We start from the raw sequence: 21816 nt of genomic DNA on the forward strand, positions 1-21816 counted from the left end.
CGGGACCGCCGTCGCGGTCCAAAGCGGATCGCAATCCGCTTTAAGGGCTCGAACCTTTCACCGGAGTCGCCATGACCCGCCTGATCCTGCGCAACCCGCTGGCCGCCCTGGTGACGGTCCTGATCCTGTGCCTGCTGGGCGCGGTGTCGGTCTTCCGCATTCCCGTGCAGATGATCCCCGACATCAGCCCGCGCCGGATCATGGTGGAGACCAACTGGCCCGGCGCCACGCCGCAGGACGTCGAGCAGGAAATCCTGATCGAGCAGGAAAAACACCTGCGCGCCATCCCCGGCCTCGTCCGCCTGTCCTCGAGCGCCGAGTTCGGCGGCGGTCAGGTGGAGCTGGAGTTCCCCTCCGGCGCTTCCATCGACGAGGCGCTGATCCACATCGACAACGCACTGTCGCAGGTCGCCGACTATCCGGAGACGGTGGACCGCCCGCGCATCGTCGCCGAATCCGCGACGGCGGAGCCCTTCCTGTTCTACGGCGTGGAGCGGCGGGACGGAGCCACCGACGCGGCGTCCATCCAGCGCGAGACCAACTGGATCGAGAGCGTCCTGCGCCCCCGGCTGGAGCGGGTGGCCGGCGTGGCGAAGGCCGAGGTGATCGGCGGCGCCGGGCAGGAGATCCACATCCTGCTCGACCCGCTGAAGCTGTCCGCCCGCAACCTGAATGTGGGGACGGTGCGCGACGCCGTCCGGGCGCGCAACCGCGACGTTTCCGGCGGCGACCGCGATTTCGGCAAGCGCCGCTATTTCCTGCGCACCATCGGGCGCTTCGCCGACCTGGAGGATCTGGCGGACCTGATCGTCGCGCGGGAGAACGGCACGGCGATCCGCCTGCGCGACGTCGGTTCGGTGACCATGGCGACCCAGGAGGCGCGCAGCGTCGCCTTCGCCGACGGGCGCCCCACCCTGCTCGTCACCATCGGCAAGCGGGCCGGCGCCAACGTCATCGCCGTCAAGGACGCGGTGACCGAAGCGGTGGAGGAGCTGAACCGCCACGCCCTGAAGGAGCGCGGGCTGTCCATGCGGCTGCTGTCGGAGGACGTGCGCTACATGGAGCGGTCCATCGACAACGTGCTGAACAACCTGATCGCCGGCAGCGTCCTGGCCGCGGTGGTGCTGCTGCTGTTCCTGCGCTCCATCCCGGCCACCGCGGCGGCGGCGGCCAGCATGCCGGTCTGCACGCTGGCGACCCTGCTGGTGCTGGCAGCCAGCGGGCGCAGCATCAACGTGATCTCGCTGTCCGGCGTCGCCTTCGCCATCGGCATGACGCTGGACAACAGCGTGGTCGCGCTGGACAGCATCGCCCGCCATCTGCGCATGGGCAAACCGCGCGCCGCCGCGACCGAGGACGGCATCGCCGAGGTGTGGCCGGCGATCCTGTCCTCCACCCTCACCACCGTCCTGGTCTTCCTGCCGGTGCTGTTCATCACCGCGGAGGCGGGGCAGCTCTATTCCGACATCGCCATCGCCATCACCGGCGCCGTCGTCATGTCGATGTTCGCCGCCCTGGTCCTGGTCCCCGTCGTCGCCGGGCGCTGGTCGGTGATGCCCGCCAGCGCTGCGCACGGGCCGGAGACGGAGGGCGCGCTGGGTGCGGCGGTGCGCTGGATGCTGCGCAGCGCCCGGCGGGAGCTGGCGATCCTCGCCGCCTCCGCCGCGGCCATGGTGGCCGTGCTGTTGCACATGGTGCCGCCCGCCGAATATCTGCCGGAGGGCGAGGAGGCGACCGTCTTCAGCTTCATGGCCGCCCCGCCCGGCTACACCATGGACGCGATGCTGGAGGTCTGGCGGCAGATCGACCCGCTGCTGAGCCGTCAGGTGGGCGCCGCGGACACCGATGCGCAGACCGGCATTCCGCCGCTGCGCGTCAACCTGAGCTTCATCCGGCCCGGCTTCATCCGCTTCGTGACGGAGCCGCTGAACCCCGCCGACACCGACGCGATGATCGCCAACGTCACCAAACGGATGCGGGCCATCCCCGGCATGCGGGGCTTCGCCGCGCGCGGGTCGATCTTCTCCGGCAACAGCGGCGGCGCCCGCGCCATCCGGCTGGAGCTGAGCGGCGGCGACCTGACCTCGCTCTACGCCACGGCGCTGGCGGTGCTCGACCGCGCGGGCGACCTGTTCCCGGACGGGCAGGTGAACAGCGACCCCTCCCCGCCCACGCTGGCCATGTCGCAGCCCTTCCTGGAACTGCATCCCGATTGGGAGCGCGCGGGCGAGATGGGCATCGGGCTGGCCGAGCTGGGCTACACGCTGCGCGCCTATTCGGACGGGGCCTTCGCCGACGAGTATCTGCTGAACGACGAGAAGCTGGACATCTATCTGCGGGTGGCCGGGGGCTTGGGCCGCGACCGCCAGAGCTTCGCGGATCTGGTGCTCCACACGGGCCGCGGCGCGCCGGTGCCGCTGTCCAGCCTTGCCGAGCTGAGGGAAACCGTGGGGTCTTCCAGCATTGCGCGGATCGACGGGTTCCGGACGGTCACCCTGACCATCATCCCGCCGCGGTCGATGGCGCTGGAAACCGGAATCGCAGCGGTGCGGACCGATCTGGTGGAAAAGCTGCGCGCCGAGGGCGTGATTCCCGATGGGACGAGCACCCGCATCACCGGGGCCGGCGGGGCGCTGGACGAGCTGCGCTCCGCCCTGACCGGCGAGTTCCTGCTAGCGCTCGCCATCACCTATCTGGTGCTGGTCGCCGTCTTCTCGCACTGGGGCTATCCGCTGATCATCATGGCGGTGGTGCCCACGGGGATCGGCGGCGGGCTGGTCGGCCTGTGGCTCTACAACATGGCCGCCGGCCTGCCGTGGGGCTTCGGCCCGCCGCAGCCCTTCGACGTGCTGACCATGATGGGCTTCCTGGTGCTGGTCGGGACGGTGGTGAACAACCCCATCCTGATCGTGGAGCAGGCCGCGGCGAACCGCCGGACGCGCGGCATGTCCGGGACCGACGCCATCGCCGACGCCTTGCAAAGCCGCCTGCGCCCCATCCTGATCACCACGGTGACGACCGTCGCCGGCCTGATCCCGATGGTCGCGGTGCCCAGCGCCGGGACCGAGCTGTACCGCGGGTTGGGGCTGGTCGTGCTGTGCGGCCTGCTGATCTCCAGCCTGGTGACGGTCACCGTCCTGCCCGTGGTGCTGTCGCTGGTTTTCCGCCTGTCAGACCGGTTGGGCGCGCTGGCGCGGGGCCGGCAGGCGGGGGAAGCGGGAGCTTGAAGCGGATTGCGATCCGCTTCGGACCGCGACGGCGGTCCCGGCCGCCCATGCGACCGAAGCCCGCCTTTCGCGGGAACACAGTTCCCGCTGGCGGCAGGCGGATGCCATTGGCATCCGCTGAGAGCCGGCGAATGAGGCGATACGAGTCTGAAGCGAACGGACGTTCGCTTTAAAGCCGAAAAAGAGAAAGTCCCGCGCCGGTTGCAAAAAGAACTTGCGCGGGTTCGGACATACTCCTATATTGCGAATGAGAATCATTCGCAAGTAAATGCAGGCGCATTCAAGGGCTACGGCAGAAGGCCGGCGATGGTTCCCGCGCCCACACGGACCGATGACGGCGCGCCTTTTCCCAACATGTCAACATCGTCCGCGGTGGCGGATGGACAGTGGAGGCCCGGTTTCCATGGACGTTCTACCCCTGCCCGCCGGAGAGCGGCTGCCCGGCGGCCGTTCCGACCCGGATTTCGCCTTCGCCTCGCGCGGCCGCGTCCTGAAAGCCTACGGCGTGGATGAACGGCTGGACGTGGCGCTCGACGACCGCAGCTTCGCCGACGGACGGTGGGAGGAGGCGCTGGACCGCGCCTTCCGCCGCCGCAAGGCCCAGGGCGTCGAGAATCCCATCCTGGTGGGCGCCGTCCCCTTCGACGGGCGGCAGCACGCGCGCCTGTCGATTCCCCAGCATTACGATCACGAGGACGCCGGCCTCATGGCCGCCGATCCGGACGCCGCCTCGCTGAACGCCGCCGCGCTGAACGCCATCGAGGAGACGGTGGGGCGCAGCGCCTTCGAAGCGGCGGTGGCCCGGGCGATCGGGCTGTTCCGCGACACGCCGCTGAAGAAGGTCGTGCTGTCGCGTCCGCTCGACGTGGAGGCGCGCGAAGCCTTCGCGTCGGGGCGCCTGCTGCGGGCCTTGCTGCGGCAGAATCCCGGCGCCTACGTCTTCTCGGCCCCGGTCGCCTATGGGCAGACGCTGGTGGGGGCGAGCCCGGAGCTGCTGATCCGCAAGACCGGGCGGACCGTGGTCAGCAACCCGCTGGCCGGCTCCGCCCCGCGCAGCACCTCCGCGGAGGCGGAGCGCCTGCGCACCGCCGCCCTGCTCGCCTCGGCCAAGGACCGGACGGAGCACCGCTACGTCGTCGATGCCGTGCGCGCCGCCCTCGCCGGCCATTGCAGCCGCCTGTCGGTTCCGGACGCCCCCAGCGTGATCCACACCCCGACCATGCTGCACCTGTCCACCGAACTGACCGGGGAGTTGGCCGATCCGACGGTGTCGTCGCTGCGGCTCGCCCACGCGCTGCATCCGACACCGGCGGTCTGCGGCACGCCGACCGGCCTCGCCCGCGACGCCATCGCGCGGCTGGAGGGCTACGCCCGCAACTGGTACAGCGGCATGGTCGGCTGGATGGACAGCCGCGGCAACGGCGAATGGGCGCTGTCGATCCGCTGCGGGCTGGTCCAGGGCCGCCGGCTGCGCCTCTACGCCGGGGCCGGCGTCGTCGCGGACTCCACCCCGGCGGCGGAGTGGGAGGAAACGGCGGCCAAGCTGACCACCATGCTGAACCTGTTCGGCGTCGGGGCCGCCCAGCCGTCCAACGCCGCATCGAACGCCCCGTCCAACGCTGATGTGCCGGTGGGGATGGCGTCGTGAGCGTTGCCTTCACCCCCTGGCCCGCCGATGTCGCCGAGCGCTACCGCGCCAAGGGCTATTGGACCGGCGACCCGCTGACCGACGTGATCGACCGCCACCGGGGCGCCGCGGCGGAGGCCACCGCGATCCTCTGCGGGGAGCGCCGGTTCCGTTACGCCGACGTGCAACGCCTGTCGGCCCGGCTGGCGGCGGCCTTCCGCGCCCGCGGCCTGCGGCCCGGCGACACCGCGCTGGTCCGGCTGCCCAACCGCGCGGAGTTCCATCTGGTCTTCTTCGCCCTGCTGCGCTGCGGGGTGGTGCCGGTCAACGCGCTGAACAGCCACGGCCTTTATGAGCTGACGGCCTACGCGCGCCAGATCGAACCGAAACTGGCCGTGCTGGCGGCGGGCGGCGCTGCGGACCCGCTGGCCGCCCGGATGGCGCAAACGGTCGGACCGGAGCGGCTGCTGTTGCTCGGCCCCCCGGCGGAGGATGCGGTCGGTGGCTTCGCCTGGGCCGACGGCGACCCGCTGGCGGAGGACGACGGCGAACCGGGCCATGCCGCCGACCCGTCCGGCGTGGCCTTCTTCCAACTGTCCGGCGGCAGCACCGGCACGCCGAAGCTGATCCCGCGCACCCACGACGATTACCTCTACAGCGTCCGCCGCAGCGCCGAGATTTGCGGGCTGGACGGGTCCTGCCGCTTCCTCTGCGCCCTGCCGGCGCCGCACAACTTCACGCTCAGCTCGCCCGGCGCGCTCGGCGTGTTCCATGCCGGCGGCGCGGTGGTGATGGCCGGCGACCCCGGCCCCGCCACCTGCTTCCCGCTGATCGCGCGCCACCGCGTCACCTGGGCGGCGCTGGTCCCGCCCATGCTGTCGGTCTGGCTGGAGGCGGTGGGCGGCGGCGAGGACCTGTCGAGCCTGGAGGTCGTGCAGGTCGGTGGCGCCAAGCTCAGCCCCGCCGTGGCCGAACGGGTGCCGGAACGGCTGGGCTGCCGTCTCCAGCAGGTGTTCGGCATGGCGGAAGGGCTGGTGAACTACACGCGGCTCGACGACGATCCCTGGACGGTGGTCAACACCCAGGGCCGCCCGATGAGCCCCGGCGACGAGATCCGCATCCTCGACGCCTCCGGGCATCCGGTCCCGCCCGGCGCGGTGGGGGAGTTGTGGACCCGCGGCCCCTACACCTTCCGCGGCTATTACAAGGCCGACGCCCACAACGCCCGCGTCTTCGACGCCGAGGGCTTCTATTGCAGCGGCGATCTGGTCAGCCTGGCGCCGGGCGGCAACCTCGTCGTCTGCGGGCGCAACAAGGATCAGATCAACCGCGGCGGCGAGAAGATCGACGCGCAGGAGGTCGAAGACCTGCTGGCCGCCCACCCCGCGGTGAGCCACGCCGCCGTCGTCGCCATGCCCGACGCGGTGATGGGGGAACGGTCCTGCGCCTTCGTGCTCGCCCCGCCCGCCACCAAGCCTTCGGAGCTGCGCCGCTTCCTGCGCGGCCAGGGGCTGGCCGATTTCAAACTGCCGGACCGCTTCGTCTTCGTCCCCGACCTGCCCAAGACCGCCGTCGGCAAGATCGACAAGCAGACCCTGCGCGAGCGGGTGAAGACCGAATTCGCCTTCATGGAAACAACCGCAACATGACCATCCGATCCATTACCCCCTACGCCCTGCCCACCGCCGCGGAGCTGCCGCAGGACAAGGTGTCCTGGAGCTTCGACCCCGCCCGCGCGGTTCTGCTGATCCACGACATGCAGGACTATTTCGTGGCCTTCTACGGCGACGCGAACCCGGCCATCGTCAATTGCATGGACACGATCGTCCGGCTGAAGCGCCATCTGAAGGCGCTGGGCGTGCCGGTCGTCTACACGGCCCAGCCGCCGGTCCAGTCCGACGCCGACCGCGGCCTGCTGAACGACCTGTGGGGGCCGGGGCTGACGGCCAAGCCGGAGCGGGCAAGCATCGTCGCCCCGCTGGCCCCGGAGGCCGGCGACCGGGTGCTGACCAAATGGCGCTACAGCGCCTTCTTCCGCGCCCCGCTGGCCGAGATCCTGGCGGAGTCGGGGCGCGACCAGCTCCTGATCTGCGGGATCTACGCGCACATCGGCGTCATGCAGACGGCGGTGGAAGCCTTCATGCGCGGCATCAAACCCTTCCTGGTCGCCGACGCCATCGCCGATTTCACGCGCGAGGACCACATGATGGCGCTGCGCTACGTCGCGCGCAACGCCGGGCGGACGCTGCATTCCGACAGCGTTCTGGCCGCCCCCGCCGACGCCCTGAGCAAGGAGGGGCTGCGGCGCATCCTTCTGGCTTCGCTGGACGAGGTGCCGGGCGACGACGACAACCTGCTGGATTTCGGGCTGGATTCCATCGCGGTCATGCAGGTGGTGGACCGCTGGAAAGCCGCCGGGGTGGAGGTCGGCTTCGCCGAGCTGGCCGCGCAGCCGAGCATCGACGGCTGGTGGGCGCTGATCCAGCCCCGGCTGGCCGCCGCCGGGCGCGTCGCGGCATGATGGACTTCGCGGGCCGGACCGTCTGGGTGACCGGCGCCGGGCAGGGCATCGGGCGGGCGGTGGCGGATCTCTTCCACGCCCGCGGCGCCACGGTCGTCGCCTTCGACCACCGCTGGCACGACGGCGGCGAGCGGCCCTACCGCGCCGTGACGTTGGACATCGCCGACGCCGGCGCGGTGGCCGGGACCTGCCGGGCGCTGTTCGCCGAGGGCACGCGGATCGACGTGCTAGCGAACGTCGCCGGCATCCTGCGGGTGGGGCCGGTGGAGGCGATGACCGACGACGACTGGCGCGACACCTTCGCCGTCAACGCCGCCGGTCCCTTCCACATGATGCGGGCGGTGATTCCGGCCTTCAAGAGCGGCGGGAACGGCGGCGCCATCGTCAGCGTGTCGTCCAACGCCGCCCATGTGCCGCGGACCGGCATGGCCGTCTATGGCGCGACGAAGGCGGCGCTGACCAGCCTGACCATGACGGTGGGGCTGGAGCTGGCGCCCTACGGCGTGCGCTGCAACGTCGTCTCCCCCGGTTCCACCGACACGGCGATGCAGCGCGCGCTGTGGAGCGGGCCGGACGGCGCGGCGAAGACCATCCGGGGCAATCCCGACCAACACAAGCTGGGCATTCCGCTCGGCAAGATCGCCACCCCGCAGGACGTCGCGGAGACCGTCGTCTTCCTCGCCTCCCCCGCCGCCGGCCACATCACCCTGGCCGATCTTCTGGTGGACGGCGGGGCGACGCTGGGGCGGTAGGTATTTCCTTTTCAGGGATCATCCGATGACCAACGACCATTACGTGAACCCCTTCGACGACGAGCGCCACGACTTCCTGGTGCTGGCGAACGCCGCCGGCCAGTTCAGCCTGTGGCCATGTTTCGCCGCCGTGCCTGAGGGGTGGAGCGGCGTCTTCGGCCCCGCCGCGCGTGCCGCCTGCCTCGACCACATCGAAACCGCGTCTTAGCCCTCTCCCCAGAGGAAGAGGGAATTCAACAGTCGACATCGAGGACAGGGCCATGCGCATCATCCCCCTGCTGGGCACGCAACTGGGCATATGGCTGGCGGATCAGGTCGCGGCCCGGAAGAACGCCTACGTCATCGCCCACGCCGTCGAGCTGAACGGCCCCATCGACGCCGCGCGCCTGTCGCGGGCCATCCGCGACGGGCTGGCGGAGGCCGACACGGTGACCGCGCGCTTCGCCGAAGGGGAGGATGGCGGCGTCGTTCAGATCCTGGGCGGCGGCGATGCGGCGGCGGAGCCGGAGCGCATGGACCTGACCGCCGCCCCCGACCCGGAAGCCGCCGCACGCGCCGTCATGGCGGAGGATCTGGCCGGCGACCTGCCTGCCGACGGAGGGCGCCCGCTGTGCCGCCAGATCCTGTTCGAGGTCACCGGGGCGGACGGGGCGCCGCGCTGGATCTGGTACCAGCGCCACCACCACATCATGCTGGACGGTTACAGCTTCAACGCGCTGACCCGCCGCATCGCGGATCTGTATGGCGCCGCGGTCCAGGGGCGCACGCCGCCCCCCTGCCCCTTCGTCTCCGTCGCCGCGGTGGCGGAGGAGGAAGCGGCCTATCTCGCGTCCGACGCCATGGCCGGCGACCGCGCCTTCTGGAGCGGGCTGTGCCGCGACGTCCCGGCGCCGCTGACCCTCTCCGTCCAGGGCGCCAAGCCGACCGAGCAGCAGGCCACGTCGGAAGTGGTGGTCCACGCCGCCGCCCTGCCCGATCCGCTGGCCCGCGCGCTCGCCCGTCTGGCGGAGGGTTGCGGCGTGTCCGCCGCCGATCTGGCGATGGCCGGAATCGCGGTCTATCTGCACCGGCTGTCCGGCGATCCCCGCCCGGTGGTCGGCGTTCCCTTCATGCGGCGCATGGGCTCCGCCGCCGTCCATTCGGTGGCGCCGGTGGTCAACGTGCTGCCGGTGCGCATCGACCTGACCGGGGCCGACACGCTGGCCGAGGCCGCCAAGCGGGTGCGGGCCGCGCTGAAGGAGGCGCGCCGGCACCAGCGCTACGACGCCGAGCGCATCCCCCGCGACCTGGGGCAGGTCGGGTCGGGCAAGGCGCTCTACGGTCCGGTGGTCAATTACCGGATGTTCGACTACGACCTGGATTTCGCGGGGGTGGAGGCGGTCACCCACCATCTGGCGACCGGCCCGGTCGATGACTTCGAGTTCGGCCTGATGACCCGCGGCGGCGGCATCGCGCTGGAGCTGCGCGCCGACCGCAGCCGCTACACGGTGGCTGAGTTGGTCCGCCACGCGCGGCGCCTGATCCGGCTGCTCGACGCCGCGGTGGCCGGCGTTCCTCTGGACACCCTGCCGGTGATGGCCTGGGACGAGGAAACGGCCATCGCCGCCTGGTCCGCCGGCCCCGTCTTCGCCGCTCCGGAGCGCCCGGCCACCCTGGTGGAGGTGCTGGACCATCAGGCCGCCGAGACCCCGGAGGCGGCGGCGCTGGTCTTCGGCGAGACGCGCATCACCTTCGCGGCGCTGTCAGGCACGGTTTCCCGGCTGGCGCGGCGGCTGATCGCGCGCGGCGTCGGCCCCGGCGACGTGGTGGCGGTGGCGGTTCCGCGCTCCGCCGACGCGGTGGTTGCCATGCTGGCCGTGCTGGCGAGCGGCGCCACCCATCTGCCGCTGGACCTCGACTACCCCACCGAGCGGCTGGCCATGATGTGCGAGGACGCCGGGCCGCGCTGCGCCCTGACCTGGACAGCGGTGGCCGGGCGGCTGCCCGCCGGGCTGGAGGCGCTGTGCCTGGACGACGCCGGCCTGCTGGCCGCCTGCGCCGCCCTGCCCGGCGCGCCCATCGCGACGGCGGAGCGGACGGCGACGCTGACGCCCGCCCATGTCGCCACCATCATCTTCACCTCCGGCTCCACCGGGCGCCCGAAGGGGGTGATGAACACCCACGGCGCGCTTCTGAACCTGCTGCTGTCCCACACGGCGACGGTCTACGGCCCGGCGCTGGAGGCCGTGCGGCGGCGCCACGGCGCCCGCGCCCTGCGGGCCGCGCACACCCACTCCTTCGCCTTCGATTCCTCCTGGCTGCAAATCTTCTGGATGCTGCTGGGGCAGGAGCTTCACGTCTTCGACGAGGAGATGCGGCGCGACGCCCACGCCCTGGTGCAGGAGGTGCGAAGCCGGCGCATCGACGCCATGGACCTGCCGCCCTCCTTCTGCGCGCAGATGCTGGCCTGCGGCCTGATGGAGCCGGGCCACCACCACCCCACCCTGATCCTGATCGGCGGCGAGGCGGCCTCGCCCGCCCTGTGGACGGACCTGCGCGCTCATCCGGACCTGATGGCGGTGAACCTCTACGGCCCGACCGAGAACACCGTGGACACGCTGCGCGCCCCCGTGACGGTGGCGGAACGGCCGGTGGTCGGGCGCCCGGTCGGCAATGTGCGGGTGCATGTGCTGGACGCGCGGCTGCGCCCGATGCCGGTGGGCGCCGTGGGTGAGCTTTACATCGGCGGGGCCGGTCTGGCCGCGGGATATGTGGGCCGCCCGGGGCTGACCGCCCAGCGCTTCGTCGCCAATCCCTTCAGCACAGGCCCCTTCAGCACAGGCCCCTTCAGCACAGGCCCCTTCAGCACAGGCCCCTTCAGCACAGGCCCCTTCGGCTCGGGCGGGCGGCTCTACCGCACCGGCGATCTGGTGCGCTGGACCGGTGACGGGCAGATCGACTTCATCGGGCGCGCCGACCACCAGATCAAGGTCCGCGGCTACCGCATCGAGATCCCGGAGGTGGAGGCCGCCCTGCACCGCCTGCCCGGCGTGTCCGGCGCGCTGGTGGTGGCGGAGGCGGTGAACGGCAGCCACCGGCTGATCGCCTATTGCACCCTGTCCGATCCCGCCGCCGGGCCGTCCCGCGCCCTGCTGCACGGGCTGCGCGAACGGCTGCCCGATTACATGGTGCCCGCGGCGCTGGTGGTGCTGGACGCCTTCCCGCTGACCGTCAACGGCAAGGTGGACCGGGCGCGCCTGCCCGCCCCGGCGGCGGAAACCGGCGGCGAGGCCCCCGCCACCCCGGCGGAGGTTCTGCTCTGCCGGGCCATGGCGAAGGTGCTGAGGCTGCCCGCGGTGGGCGCCGACGCCGACTTCTTCGCTCTCGGCGGCGACAGCATCAGCGCCATCGCGCTGGGCAGCGAGCTGCGCGCCCACGGCTTCGAGCTGCGCCCCCGCGACGTCTTCGCCGGACGCGACCCGCGGCGCATGGCGCTCGCCCTGAAGGCTCCCGTTGCGGAGAAGCGCGCGGACCCGGCGCGGCCCACCGCCGATCTCGCGGCACTGGAGGCCCGCCATGGGCCGGTCGCCGCGGCGGTGCCGCTGCTGCCCTTGCAGAAGGGCATGCTGTTCCAGAGCCAGCTCGGCGGGAAGGCCAGCGCCTACAACGCCTTCACCGCCCTCGACCTCGACGGGTCGCTGGACGCGGAGCGGCTGTGCCGCGCCTTCGACGCGGTGCTGCGCCGCCACCCGCAGCTTGCCGGGCTGTTCGACCATGACGGGCGCGGCGAACCCCTGCTGGTCGTCCCCGCCCTGCCGGACGGCGGCGAAGGGCTGTGGCCCGTCGAGCGGCACGACCTGTCGGGGCTGGCGCCGGAGGCCCGTGCCGCGGAACTGGCCCGCATCGAGGCCGCGGCGGCGGAACGCGCCAACCCGACCGACCGCTTTCTGGGGCTGGTCAAGGCCGTTCTGGTGCGGACCGCACCGGACCGCCACCGGCTGTTGATCGCCGTGCATCATCTGGTGGTGGACGGCTGGTCCACGCCGCTGCTGCTGCGCGACCTGCTGACCGCCTATGGCCGCGGCCCGGAGGCGCTGACGCCGCCCGCCATCGGCTATCCGGTGGTGGTGGAGGGCCTGCTGGCCCGCGACGGCACGGACAGCCGGGCCGCCTGGAGCGCCGCCCTGTCCGGCGCCGTTCCCACCGTTCTGTTCGACCCCGCCCGGACCGGCGGCGACGCGCCGATGATCGAGGCGGAACTGGCCCTGCCGGCGGACCTGACCGACGCCCTGCTCGCCCGGCTGCGGGCCGACGGGCTGACCCTGAACGCGCTGATGCAGGCGGTGTGGGCGCTGGTGCTGGGCAATCTGGCCGGGCGCGACGACGTGCTGTTCGGCACGCCGGTCTCCGGACGCTCCGGCGCCGTTCCCGGCGTGGAGGAGCAGGTCGGCCTGTTCCTGAACACCCTGCCGGTGCGGGTGGCGCTGGACCCGGCGCGGCCGCTGTGGGCGCAGCTTCCGGCCATTCAGGACCGTCACATCGCGCTGATGGAGCAAGACGGGCTGGGCCTGTCGGAGCTTCAGGCGATGGCCGGCGGCGGCGCGCTGTTCGACACGCTGCTGGTCGTGGAGAACTACCCGGACGGCGGATACGAGGCCCTCGACCTCGGCGGCGTGCGGGTGGCCGGGGTGCACAACCGCGGCTACAGCCATTATCCGCTGGCCCTGCTGGTCCTGCCGGGCCGCGAGCTGACCCTGCTGGTGGAGAACCGCGGCGCGGTCCCCGACGCGCGGGCGCTGGCGGAGCGGGTCCGCGGCCTGCTCGACGCGCTGGTCCGCTGCCCGGACATGCCGGTCGCCGCCCTGCCGATGCCGACGGAGGGGGAGCGGCGCCGGCTCGCCGCGGTGAACGCCACGGCGCGGGCGGTACCCTGGACGACGCTGCGCGGTCTTCTGACCGCCCAGGCGGCGCGCACGCCGAACGCCGTCGCCCTGGTGGACGAGCGGGAGAGCCTGACCTTCCGCGAGGTGCGGCGGCGGGTGGCCGGTCTGGCCGGGCGGCTGCGCGCCATGGGGGTGCGCCCCGGCGACGTGGTGGCGGTGGGACTGCCGCGCTCCGCCGCGCTCAGCCTGTCGATCCTGGCGGTGATCGAGGCGGGGGCGGCCTATCTGCCGCTGGACCTCGGCTATCCGGCGGAGCGGCTGGGCTTCATGCTGTCCGACGCCCGCCCGCGGGCGCTGATGACCGACGCCACGTCACGCGCCCTGTTCGGCGATGCGGTGCCGGTGCTGTCCGTCGATGAGGCCGCGGGGGAGACGGAGGACTCGCTTGCCCCCGCGGATGGACTGACGCCGGACCATCCCGCCTACGTCATCTACACCAGCGGCACCACCGGGCGGCCCAAGGGCGTGGCGGTGTCGCACGGCGCCATCGTCAACCGCATCCTGTGGATGCAGAACGAATACCCGCTGGGGCCGGAAGACGCGATCCTGCAGAAGACTCCCTGCGGCTTCGATGTGTCGGTGTGGGAGTTCTTCTGGTCCTTCCTGGTCGGCGCAAGGCTGGTCATGGCGCCGCCCGAGGCCCACCGCGACCCGGCGGCGCTGGTCCGGCTGATCGAGGACCACCGCGTCACCACCCTCCATTTCGTGCCGTCGATGCTGGCCCTCTTCACCGCCAGCGTGATCGAATCCCACGGCCCCGACGCCCCGGTTTGCGCCAGCCTGACCCGTGTCTTCTGCAGCGGCGAGGCGCTGGGGCGGAGCCTGTCGCGCGCCTTCACCGACCGCTTCGCCGCGGAGCTTCACAACCTCTACGGCCCGACCGAAGCGGCGGTGGACGTCACCTATTGCCCGGCCTCCGGCGCCTGGATCGCGGGGGACGGCGGCGTTCCCATCGGCAAACCGGTGTGGAACACGCAGCTCCGCATCCTCGACCACGCCCTGCGCCCGGTCCCGCCGGGAGCGGTGGGGGAGCTGTATCTGTGCGGCGACCAGCTCGCCATCGGCTATCTCGGGCGGCCCGGCCTGACCGCCTCGCGCTTCGTCGCCGATCCCTTCGACCATGGGCGGCGGATGTACCGCACCGGCGACCTCGCCCGCTGGCTGCCGGACGGTTCGGTCGAGTATCTGGGCCGCACCGACCATCAGGTGAAGATTCGCGGCCAGCGCATCGAGCTGGGCGAGATCGAAAGCGCGCTGGCCGCCCTGCCCGGCGTGGCCCAGGCGGTGGTGACCGCCGCGGTGCTGGGCGACGGCGCATCCGAGCCCGGTATGGACCAGCGCCAGCTCGTCGCCTACCTCGTCCCGGCGGCAGATCATGCCTTGGATGAGGGAGCCATCCGCACCGCCCTGCTGGACACGCTGCCGCCGCACATGCTGCCCGCCGTCTATGTGACGCTGGCCGCCTTGCCGCTCTCGCCGAACGGCAAGCTGGACCGCAAGGCGCTGCCCCTGCCCTCGGTGGGAAACACGGCGGGCCGGACAGGCCGCGCCCCGGCGCCGGGGCTGGAAAGCCGGCTGGCGGTGCTCTTCGCCGAACTGCTGGACCTGGAGCGCGTCGGCGCCGACGACGACTTCTTCGCCATCGGCGGCCATTCCCTGCTGGCGATGCGGCTGGCGGCGCGCATCCGCCGCGACCTGGGTCAGCCGGTGTCGGTCAGCCAGATCATGGTGGCCCCCACGGTCGCCCGGCTCGCCGCCCATCTGTCCGAAACCGGTTCGTCGGAGGAGCCTGAAAATCTGGGCTTCGCGCCGGTCATCCGTCTGCGCGACGGGGCGGGGCCGCCGCTGGTCTGCCTCTATCCGGGCTCCGGCCTGTCCTGGCAGTACAGTGTGCTGTCGCGCTATCTGGGCGGCAACCGGCCCATCGTCGGGCTGCAATCGCCCCGCCCCAACGGCCCGCTGGCGCTCAGCGCCGACCTCGACGAGCTGTGCGACCGCCAGCTCGCCATCCTGCGCGAGGTGCAGCCGCGGGGTCCCTACCATCTGCTGGGCTATTCGCTGGGCGGCACGGTGGCCTACGGGCTGGCGGTGCGGCTGCGGCGGCTGGGGGAGCGGGTGGATTTCCTCGGCCTGCTCGACACCTACCCGGCGGAGGCCCACGACTGGAGCGGGCTCGGCCGCACCGACGCCGATCAGGCGGCGGAGCGCGAGCAGGAACAGTTCCTCGGCGACGCCCTGGCCGACGTGATGGACGAGGATCTGCGGCGGGAGAAGGTGGAGATGTTCGGCCACATCTTCGGCAACTACAAGGACGCCGTGCGGATTCTGTCGAAGGCCCGCACCCCGTTCTACGGCGGCGAGCTGACGCTGTTCGTGGCGGAGAAGTCGATCCCGCCGGAAATCGACCCCGAGGGAAGCTGGGCGGGCCGCGTCGGGCGGCTGTCCGTCCACCGCCTGTCCCATTGCTCGCACGAGGACATCATCGCCCCGGCCTCCCTGCGGATCGTCGGCCCCCTGCTCGACCGGGTGATCGCGGCGGCGGAGGACGCGGAACCCACCCGCGCGGTGATGGGTGGGTGATCTGGCCTCATATCCCTCTCCCGCCCCGGGAGAGGGTGCCCGCGAAAGCGGGCGGGTGAGGGTAGAACCGAGGATCAAGGCGCCAGTCCACTGCCGACCCCTCACCCTTCCCACGCTTCGCGTGGGCCCCTTCCCTCTCCCGGGACGGGAGAGGGGATGTCAAATGCGATAGATATGGAATGTGTGCTTGCCTCGATTGACACGTTTGTTTCTGGCTGGAACGGTGATGATGGGTCTGAACGCCTGCGCAGGTGGAACGGACGGTTCCCCGCTGGCTCTCGACGCTCCGGTGTCCGGCGCGGATCGCAATGCCGTCCACACCCTGGCCCTGGACGATGGCGACTATGTGGAAGGCACGCTGGATTCCGGCACGGAGGCGGCGGAACTCCGGCTGATCGACAAGGACGGTCGCCCCATCCGGCTGCTGCTGAACGGCACCGCGGGGCGGGAGAGCTTCCGCTTCGTCGCCCGGCCCGGCATGGCGGCGCTGCGGGTCACGCTGCGCGGGTCCGGCGCCTACCAACTGGCGCTCACCCGCCGCATCCCCGTGCAGGACCAGCATCCGGTTCTTCAAGGCCACCTGAGCCCGGCCATCGCCGCCCTGGCGGGGGAGCTGAAGCGCGGTGGCGGCACCGGGGCCTTCTGGCGGGAGGTGGCCCGGCGCGGCACGCCGCTGGTGGAGCCGCTGGGGCCGGACCGGGTGGTGATGACCTTCCTGGCCCGCGGTGCGCGCCACAACGTGCGCCTGCTGGGCGGGCCGACCTCCAACCACGAGACTCTCGAACGGCTCGGCGGCAGCGATGTCTGGTTCAAGAGCTTCACCGTCCCCTCCTCCACCCGGCTGTCCTACCAGATCGCGCCGGACGTGCCGGAGTTCCCCGGAACCTGCCGCGAATGCCGGATGGCCATCCTGGCGCAGCTCCAGGCCGACCCGCTGAACCACCGCCCCTGGCCGGCGGACGCGCCCGACCCCTACAACCAGCTTTCCCTGATCGAGCTGCCCGGCGCCACGCCCCAGCCGGGCCTTGAGGACGGCGTGGCGGAACCGGCGGGACAGCTGGTCACCGAACGCTTCGCCAGCGCCCTTCTGGGCAACACGCGCGAGGTGGCGGTCTATGCGCCGCCCGGCGTCGATCCGGCAGGGAAGGACACCGTCCTGCTGCTGCTGTTCGACGGGCCGGACTACCGCGACCGCCGCGCGCCGGTGCCGGCGATCCTCGACCGGCTGACCGGGGACGGGCGGCTGCCGCCGGTGCTGGCCGTCTTCATCGCCAACCCCAGCGCCGAGGCGCGGGGGCACGAGCTTCCCGGCAATCCCGCCTTCGCGGCGATGCTGGCCGACGAGCTTCTGCCCTGGCTGGCGGAGCGCACGGGCGTCCGCCCCCGCCCCGACCGGACGGTGCTGGCCGGGTCCAGTTACGGCGGGCTGGCGGCGGTGACCGCGGCGCTCGCCCGTCCGGAGCGCTTCGGCAACGCGCTGTCGATGTCCGGTTCCTTCTGGTGGCACCCCACCGGCACCCCGCCCGAGCGTCCGGAGCATGTCGCCACGCTGGTGGCGTCGCGCGAGCGGCTGCCGGTGCGGCTGTTCCTCAGCGCCGGGCTGTTCGAAAGCTCGATCGACGGGGAGATCGGCATCCTCGAAAGCTCCCGCCATCTTCGGGACGTGCTGGAGGCCAAGGGCTACGACGTGATCTACCGCGACTATGCCGGGGGGCACGACTATTTCGTCTGGCGCGGGGCGCTGGGCGACGGGCTGCTGGCGCTGTTTGGGAAAAATACTCCGTCAACCCGTTGAAAAAAAACAAAAGCCAAGCCGGCGCTCCGCGAGAAAATTTTCTCGCGGAGCGCCGGCGTTTCTCAGCCCCCTGCCCTCCCCTGCCCGGCGTTCAGGATCGCGTCGATGTCGTCGCGGATCGCGCGGAGCGTCTCCCGATCGATGTCCGCCAGGGCCAAGCCCTGTTCGCGGACCGCGGCGACGGTCTGCCGCGCCCCGAACACCGCCTTCGCCAGCGGCTTCGGCAGGGCGCTGCCGGTGGGGGCGGCGCTCGGGCGGGACCGCACCGCCGGGGATGCCGGGGCCTCCTCGTCCGCGTTCCGCCGCACCATCTCCGCCACCAGCGCGTCCCAGGCGCGGAGTTGCTCGGCCTCCCCCTTCAGCCGGGCGATCTCCACCAGACGGTAGCGCGCCGGGCGGTGCAGCGGGTATTCGTCGCGGATGCGCGGCGGCAGGCGGCTGATGAGAAGCGCGCGGGAGATGTCCACCCGGTCCTTCCCGACGATCCGCCCGACATCCTCCTGCCGGTAGCCGTGGCGCTCCATCAGGCGCGCGTAAGCCTCGCCCTCCTCGAAGGGGGACAGGTCGGCGCGGACGACGTTCTCGATCAGCGCCAGCTCGTCCGAGGCGCCGGTGACGGTCACCGCGTAGATGGTCGGGTGGCCGAGCGCCCGCACCGCGCGGAAGCGCCGTTCCCCGAAGACGAGCTGGAACCGCCCGTCGCCCAATTGCTGCACGCCGACCGGCTGGGCCAGGCCATGCTGCGCGATGGAGGATTTCAGCGCCTCCATGTCCGCCTCGTCGAAATGGCGGCGGGGCTGGTCGGGGTTGGTGACGATCCGCCCGACATCGATCTCCACGACCACCGGGCCGCGGCGGTTGAAGCCCTGCCCTTCCTCGCGGGCCTGCCGCTCCGCCGCCGCGGTGGTCAGCACGCCGGTGTTCGTCCGGGCCAGTTTACGCGACATGGGCCATCACCTCCGGCAAACGGGCACGTTCCTGGATCAGCGCATCGGCGACGGCCTGATAGACCTCGTAGCCCGGCGCGTCCGGCACCGCCTCCAGCGCGGCGCGCCCGGCGGCGACCGCCTGGGCGTAGACGGTAGCCCGCGGGATCGGGCCGAAGACCCGCAGCTTCGCCCCGAACAGGTTGCGGATGTCGTCCAGCGACGCCTGATCCTGGGTCAACCGCGCGTTGTACATGGTCGGCAGGATGCCCAGCACGCTGACCCCCGGGTTGGCCCGGCGGCGGATCATGTCCAGGTTCTCCAGCAGGAATTCGACGCCGGCCACGCTCAGCATCTCCGTCTGGCAGGGGATGGCGACGGTGTTGGCGGCGGTCAGGGCGTTGCGGGCCAGCATGCCGAAATGCGGCGGGGTGTCCACGAAGATGAAGTCGTAGCTCTGCCGCGCCCCGCCATCCAGGCATTCGCGAAGCGCGCAATCGCCCGACGACTGGCTTTGCAGTTCCGCCTCCGCGTCGCCCAGCCGCATGCCGCTGGGGATCACGTCCAGCCCGCTGTCGGTGGTGACGATGTAGTCGCCGAGGTCGAAGCCCTTGCCCCGCGACTTCAGCGCCTCCACCGACGCCTTCAGCGCGTAATAGAGGGTTTTCTCCTCGCGCTCGCGTTCGATGGAGTTGATGCCGAGATGGATGGTGGCGTTGGCCTGCGGGTCGGCGTCGATCAGCAGGACCTTGAAATGCCGGGCGAGCAGGGTGGCCGTGTTGACGGTGAAGGCGGTCTTGCCCACCCCGCCCTTGCGGTTGGCGGCGGCACAGATCAGCGCCGGGCCATGCCGCGTCACCGTGCCGATCTTTTCCTGAAGGAGCAAGGAGATGACCGGGGCCGGCACCTTCTCGCTGCCGTTCTCCCAGCGCGAGATCTTCGCCTTGTCGTATTTCCGGCCCAGCTTTTCGTTCAGCCAAGCCGCGAAGTCCGGCTGGTTCAGCGTCCGGCCTTCCCGGAACGCCTTGATGTCCTCGCCGCGCATGGTCCAATCCCCTGCCTTGCCCCGCCGCCACTTTTGCGCGGCGGCGGAGTCCGGTCAAGCCGGAATGTTGACTCCGGGGAAGGGGAGGGGAGTCAACTTGCGGCGAGAAAATTTTCTCGCGGGAGAAGCCCCGGCGGGGACGCGGCACGCCCCCGCCGATCCGCTCAGCCCGGCTTGTAGGCCGCCTTCGCTTCGGGCAGCAGCTTTTGCAGGGCGGCGATGCGGTCCGCCGTGCCGGGGTGGGTGGACATGAAGGTCGGCGGCTGGTTCCCCGCCTGCTTCATGTTCTGCCACAGATCGATGGCCGCCTGCGGGTCGTAACCGGCGCGCGCCATCATCAGCAGACCGGCCCGGTCGGCCTCAAGCTCCTGGTTGCGGGAATAGGGCAGGAGCAGGCCGTACTGTGCGCCGGTGCCCAGCGCCGCGGCGATCATCTCGCTGCCGCCGACCCCGCTCGCCCCGGCCACGGCCCCCAGGATGCTCGTGCCCGCGTCGGTGGCCATCTGGGTGCTCACCCGCTCGGCGGCGTGGCCTTCCAGATTGTGGGCAATCTCGTGGCCGATGACCGCGGCAAGCTGCGCGTCCGTCTTGGCGTATTGGAACAGCCCCTCGTAGACGCCGATCTTCTGGCCGGGCAGGGCGAAGGCGTTGGCCTCCTGACCCTGGAACACGCGCACCTCCCAACCCGCGGGGTCGAGCGAGGCGACGCGCAGAAGGCGGGCCGAGATCTGTTGCGCGCGGCGCTGGTAATCGGCGTTGGCGGTGGCCGGGGTCGATTGGGTCAGGCGCTGCCAGTCCTGCTGGCCAAGTTCGACGAGCTGCTCCTGCGAGACGAGGTTCAGCCCGAGCCCCGTCGCGTTTCCGGTGCATCCGGCCAGCGCCAGGGACCCGGCCAAGGCCGCGGCAAGGCACAGGGGTCGGACGGTCGTGGTTGGCATCGTTCTTCCTCCGCTGTGGTTCTGTCCGGCGCATCCTATCCGATGGCGGATGGGCTTCGCCGGGGCAATTCGGTGGCAGAGCGGCCCGGGGGCGTCCGCCGCATTAGACGTCTAATAACCCTGTGACCAGGGAACACGCTACTCAACCGCCCGCGCGATTCCATGTATAGTCGGCGGTGCGACGGCATCGTTGCGGGTGGATGGCGGCAGGAGGAACGGGTGACGACGCTCAAGGAGTTCGAGGAAGCCTTGAAGACGGCGGGCAACACGGAGGCCCTGGAGATCCTGGGGAAGCTGCGGGAGCGCGACAAGGCCCAGCGGTCGATCCGCCCGGCGCGCCGCGTCGTCGGCAAGAAGATGACGCCGGAACTGGCCGGGCAGATCCTGGAGCTTCACCGCACGACCGACATGACCCAGCAGGAGATCGCCTTCCAGCTCGGCGTCAACCAGGGCCGCGTGAACGAGGTCATCAAGCGCGGGAAATGGCTGGACAGCGACCCCAACGCGCCGGAGGCCATCGCCCGCGACAAGGCCAAGGCCCGCGCCAAGGACGGGGTGGGCATCGACCCGCGCCCCAGCCGCCCGAAGAAGAAAAAAGCGGTGACGCCGGCGGACGAGGTGCCGGTGACGGACGCGCCGGCAGCAGAGGAGGCCGTGGCGGTGGAGGCCGTGGCGGTGGAGGCCGTGGCGGTGGAGGCCGTGGCGGTGGAGCCGGTTCCGGAGGAACCCGCCCCCGTCCAGACCGAAGCCGTCCAGACCGAAGCCGTCCAGGCCGAAGCCGCCCCGCCCGAACCCGCGCCGGCGCCGGTCGCACCGACCGAACCGGCGCCGGGCCTGGAGGCCCAGGAACAGCCGGCTCCGGAGAAGAAGGCGGCGAAGGAGAAGAAGAAAAAGCGCTCCGCCGGGCCTCCGGCGCAGCTTCTCTTCGACGGGCTGTAAGGCGCCGGGCTCAGCCGCGGCGGGGCTGCCACCAGCGGGCCAGGAAGCCCAGCCCGGCGAAGCGCACGACGTGGTGGGTGCCGACGAAGGCGGTGTCGAGGCCGAGCACGAAGGCCACGATGGTCATCGCCTCCACCCCGCCCGGCGCGTAGGCGAGCCAGAGCTGGCCGAAGGGAAGCCCCAGCCCCCACGCGCCCACCCAGGCGAACGCCGAGGAGAGGGCGAGCGCCAAAGCCACGCTTTCCAGCGACGGGCGCAGCGCCGCCCGCAGGGACGCCAGCGAGACCCCGCCGAAACGCGACCCGATCAGTCCCCCCGTCACCACGAAGCCCGCGTTCAGCAGCCAGCCCGGCAACCGGTGATCCACGAGGCCGGAGCCATGCAGCAGCGCGCTCGCCAGCATGGCGCCCAGCAGAACGCCGCCGGGCACGCGCAGCCGCTGGAACAGCAGGCCCGACAGGGCGCTGCCGGCGACCAGCAGGGCCATCTCGGGCAAGGCGCCCGCCGGGTCGGACGGGGCAGGGCGGGGCGGCAGGCCGGGCGC

At 71.7% G+C, this 21816-nt stretch carries 13 protein-coding genes; 9 read left to right on the forward strand and 4 right to left on the reverse strand.

Going from position 1 to position 21816, the window contains the following annotated elements:
• The first annotated feature begins 71 nt into the window (after positions 1–71).
• From QSG27_RS00635 to fes, 8 genes are all read left to right on the forward strand, one after another.
• Positions 72–3227: an efflux RND transporter permease subunit gene (locus QSG27_RS00635; protein ID WP_306703184.1), complete on the forward strand. Its 3156-nt coding sequence runs from the start codon at positions 72–74 to the stop codon at positions 3225–3227.
• Positions 3228–3630: 403 nt separating this feature from the next.
• Positions 3631–4875, forward strand: a complete 1245-nt coding sequence (locus QSG27_RS00640; protein WP_306703185.1) for an isochorismate synthase — start codon at positions 3631–3633, stop codon at positions 4873–4875.
• On the forward strand, positions 4872–6503 hold the full coding sequence (locus QSG27_RS00645; protein WP_306703186.1) for a (2,3-dihydroxybenzoyl)adenylate synthase: 1632 nt from the start codon (positions 4872–4874) through the stop codon (positions 6501–6503). The genes QSG27_RS00640 and QSG27_RS00645 overlap by 4 nt, the downstream gene beginning before the upstream one ends.
• Entirely contained in the window at positions 6500–7375 is an 876-nt protein-coding gene (locus QSG27_RS00650; RefSeq protein WP_306703187.1) for an isochorismatase family protein, read from the forward strand. The genes QSG27_RS00645 and QSG27_RS00650 overlap by 4 nt, the downstream gene beginning before the upstream one ends.
• Entirely contained in the window at positions 7372–8127 is a 756-nt protein-coding gene (gene dhbA / locus QSG27_RS00655) for a 2,3-dihydro-2,3-dihydroxybenzoate dehydrogenase (protein ID WP_306703188.1), read from the forward strand. The genes QSG27_RS00650 and dhbA overlap by 4 nt, the downstream gene beginning before the upstream one ends.
• Positions 8128–8152: 25 nt before the next feature.
• Positions 8153–8335, forward strand: coding sequence for an MbtH family protein (locus QSG27_RS00660; RefSeq protein ID WP_306703189.1), 183 nt, complete (start codon positions 8153–8155; stop codon positions 8333–8335).
• A 52-nt stretch (positions 8336–8387) separates the two neighbouring features.
• Positions 8388–15629, forward strand: coding sequence for a non-ribosomal peptide synthetase (locus tag QSG27_RS00665; protein ID WP_306703190.1), 7242 nt, complete (start codon positions 8388–8390; stop codon positions 15627–15629).
• Positions 15630–15855: 226 nt separating this feature from the next.
• Complete coding sequence (fes, locus tag QSG27_RS00670; protein WP_306703191.1) at positions 15856–17424, forward strand: enterochelin esterase; 1569 nt, start codon at positions 15856–15858, stop codon at positions 17422–17424.
• A 62-nt stretch (positions 17425–17486) separates the two neighbouring features.
• Here fes and QSG27_RS00675 read toward each other — a convergent pair whose 3' ends face one another.
• The 3 genes from QSG27_RS00675 to QSG27_RS00685 form a co-directional block, all read right to left on the reverse strand.
• On the reverse strand, positions 17487–18371 hold the full coding sequence (locus QSG27_RS00675) for a ParB/RepB/Spo0J family partition protein (protein ID WP_306703192.1): 885 nt from the start codon (positions 18369–18371) through the stop codon (positions 17487–17489).
• Complete coding sequence (locus QSG27_RS00680) at positions 18361–19395, reverse strand: AAA family ATPase (RefSeq protein ID WP_306703193.1); 1035 nt, start codon at positions 19393–19395, stop codon at positions 18361–18363. The genes QSG27_RS00675 and QSG27_RS00680 overlap by 11 nt, the downstream gene beginning before the upstream one ends.
• A gap of 164 nt (positions 19396–19559) precedes the next feature.
• Positions 19560–20333 (reverse strand): M48 family metallopeptidase, encoded by a 774-nt coding sequence (locus tag QSG27_RS00685; protein ID WP_306703194.1) that lies wholly within the window; start codon positions 20331–20333, stop codon positions 19560–19562.
• A 219-nt stretch (positions 20334–20552) separates the two neighbouring features.
• Here QSG27_RS00685 and QSG27_RS00690 point away from each other — a divergent pair, with 219 nt between their 5' ends.
• Entirely contained in the window at positions 20553–21272 is a 720-nt protein-coding gene (locus QSG27_RS00690) for an RNA polymerase sigma factor sigma-70 region 4 domain-containing protein (protein ID WP_306703195.1), read from the forward strand.
• 10 nt (positions 21273–21282) lie between these two features.
• Here QSG27_RS00690 and QSG27_RS00695 read toward each other — a convergent pair.
• A partial coding sequence (locus tag QSG27_RS00695) for an AbrB family transcriptional regulator (protein ID WP_306703196.1) occupies positions 21283–21816 on the reverse strand: 534 nt, incomplete at its 5' end.

It is taken from the genome of Azospirillum isscasi (assembly GCF_030849505.1).
In the GTDB taxonomy this organism is placed as follows: domain Bacteria; phylum Pseudomonadota; class Alphaproteobacteria; order Azospirillales; family Azospirillaceae; genus Azospirillum; species Azospirillum isscasi.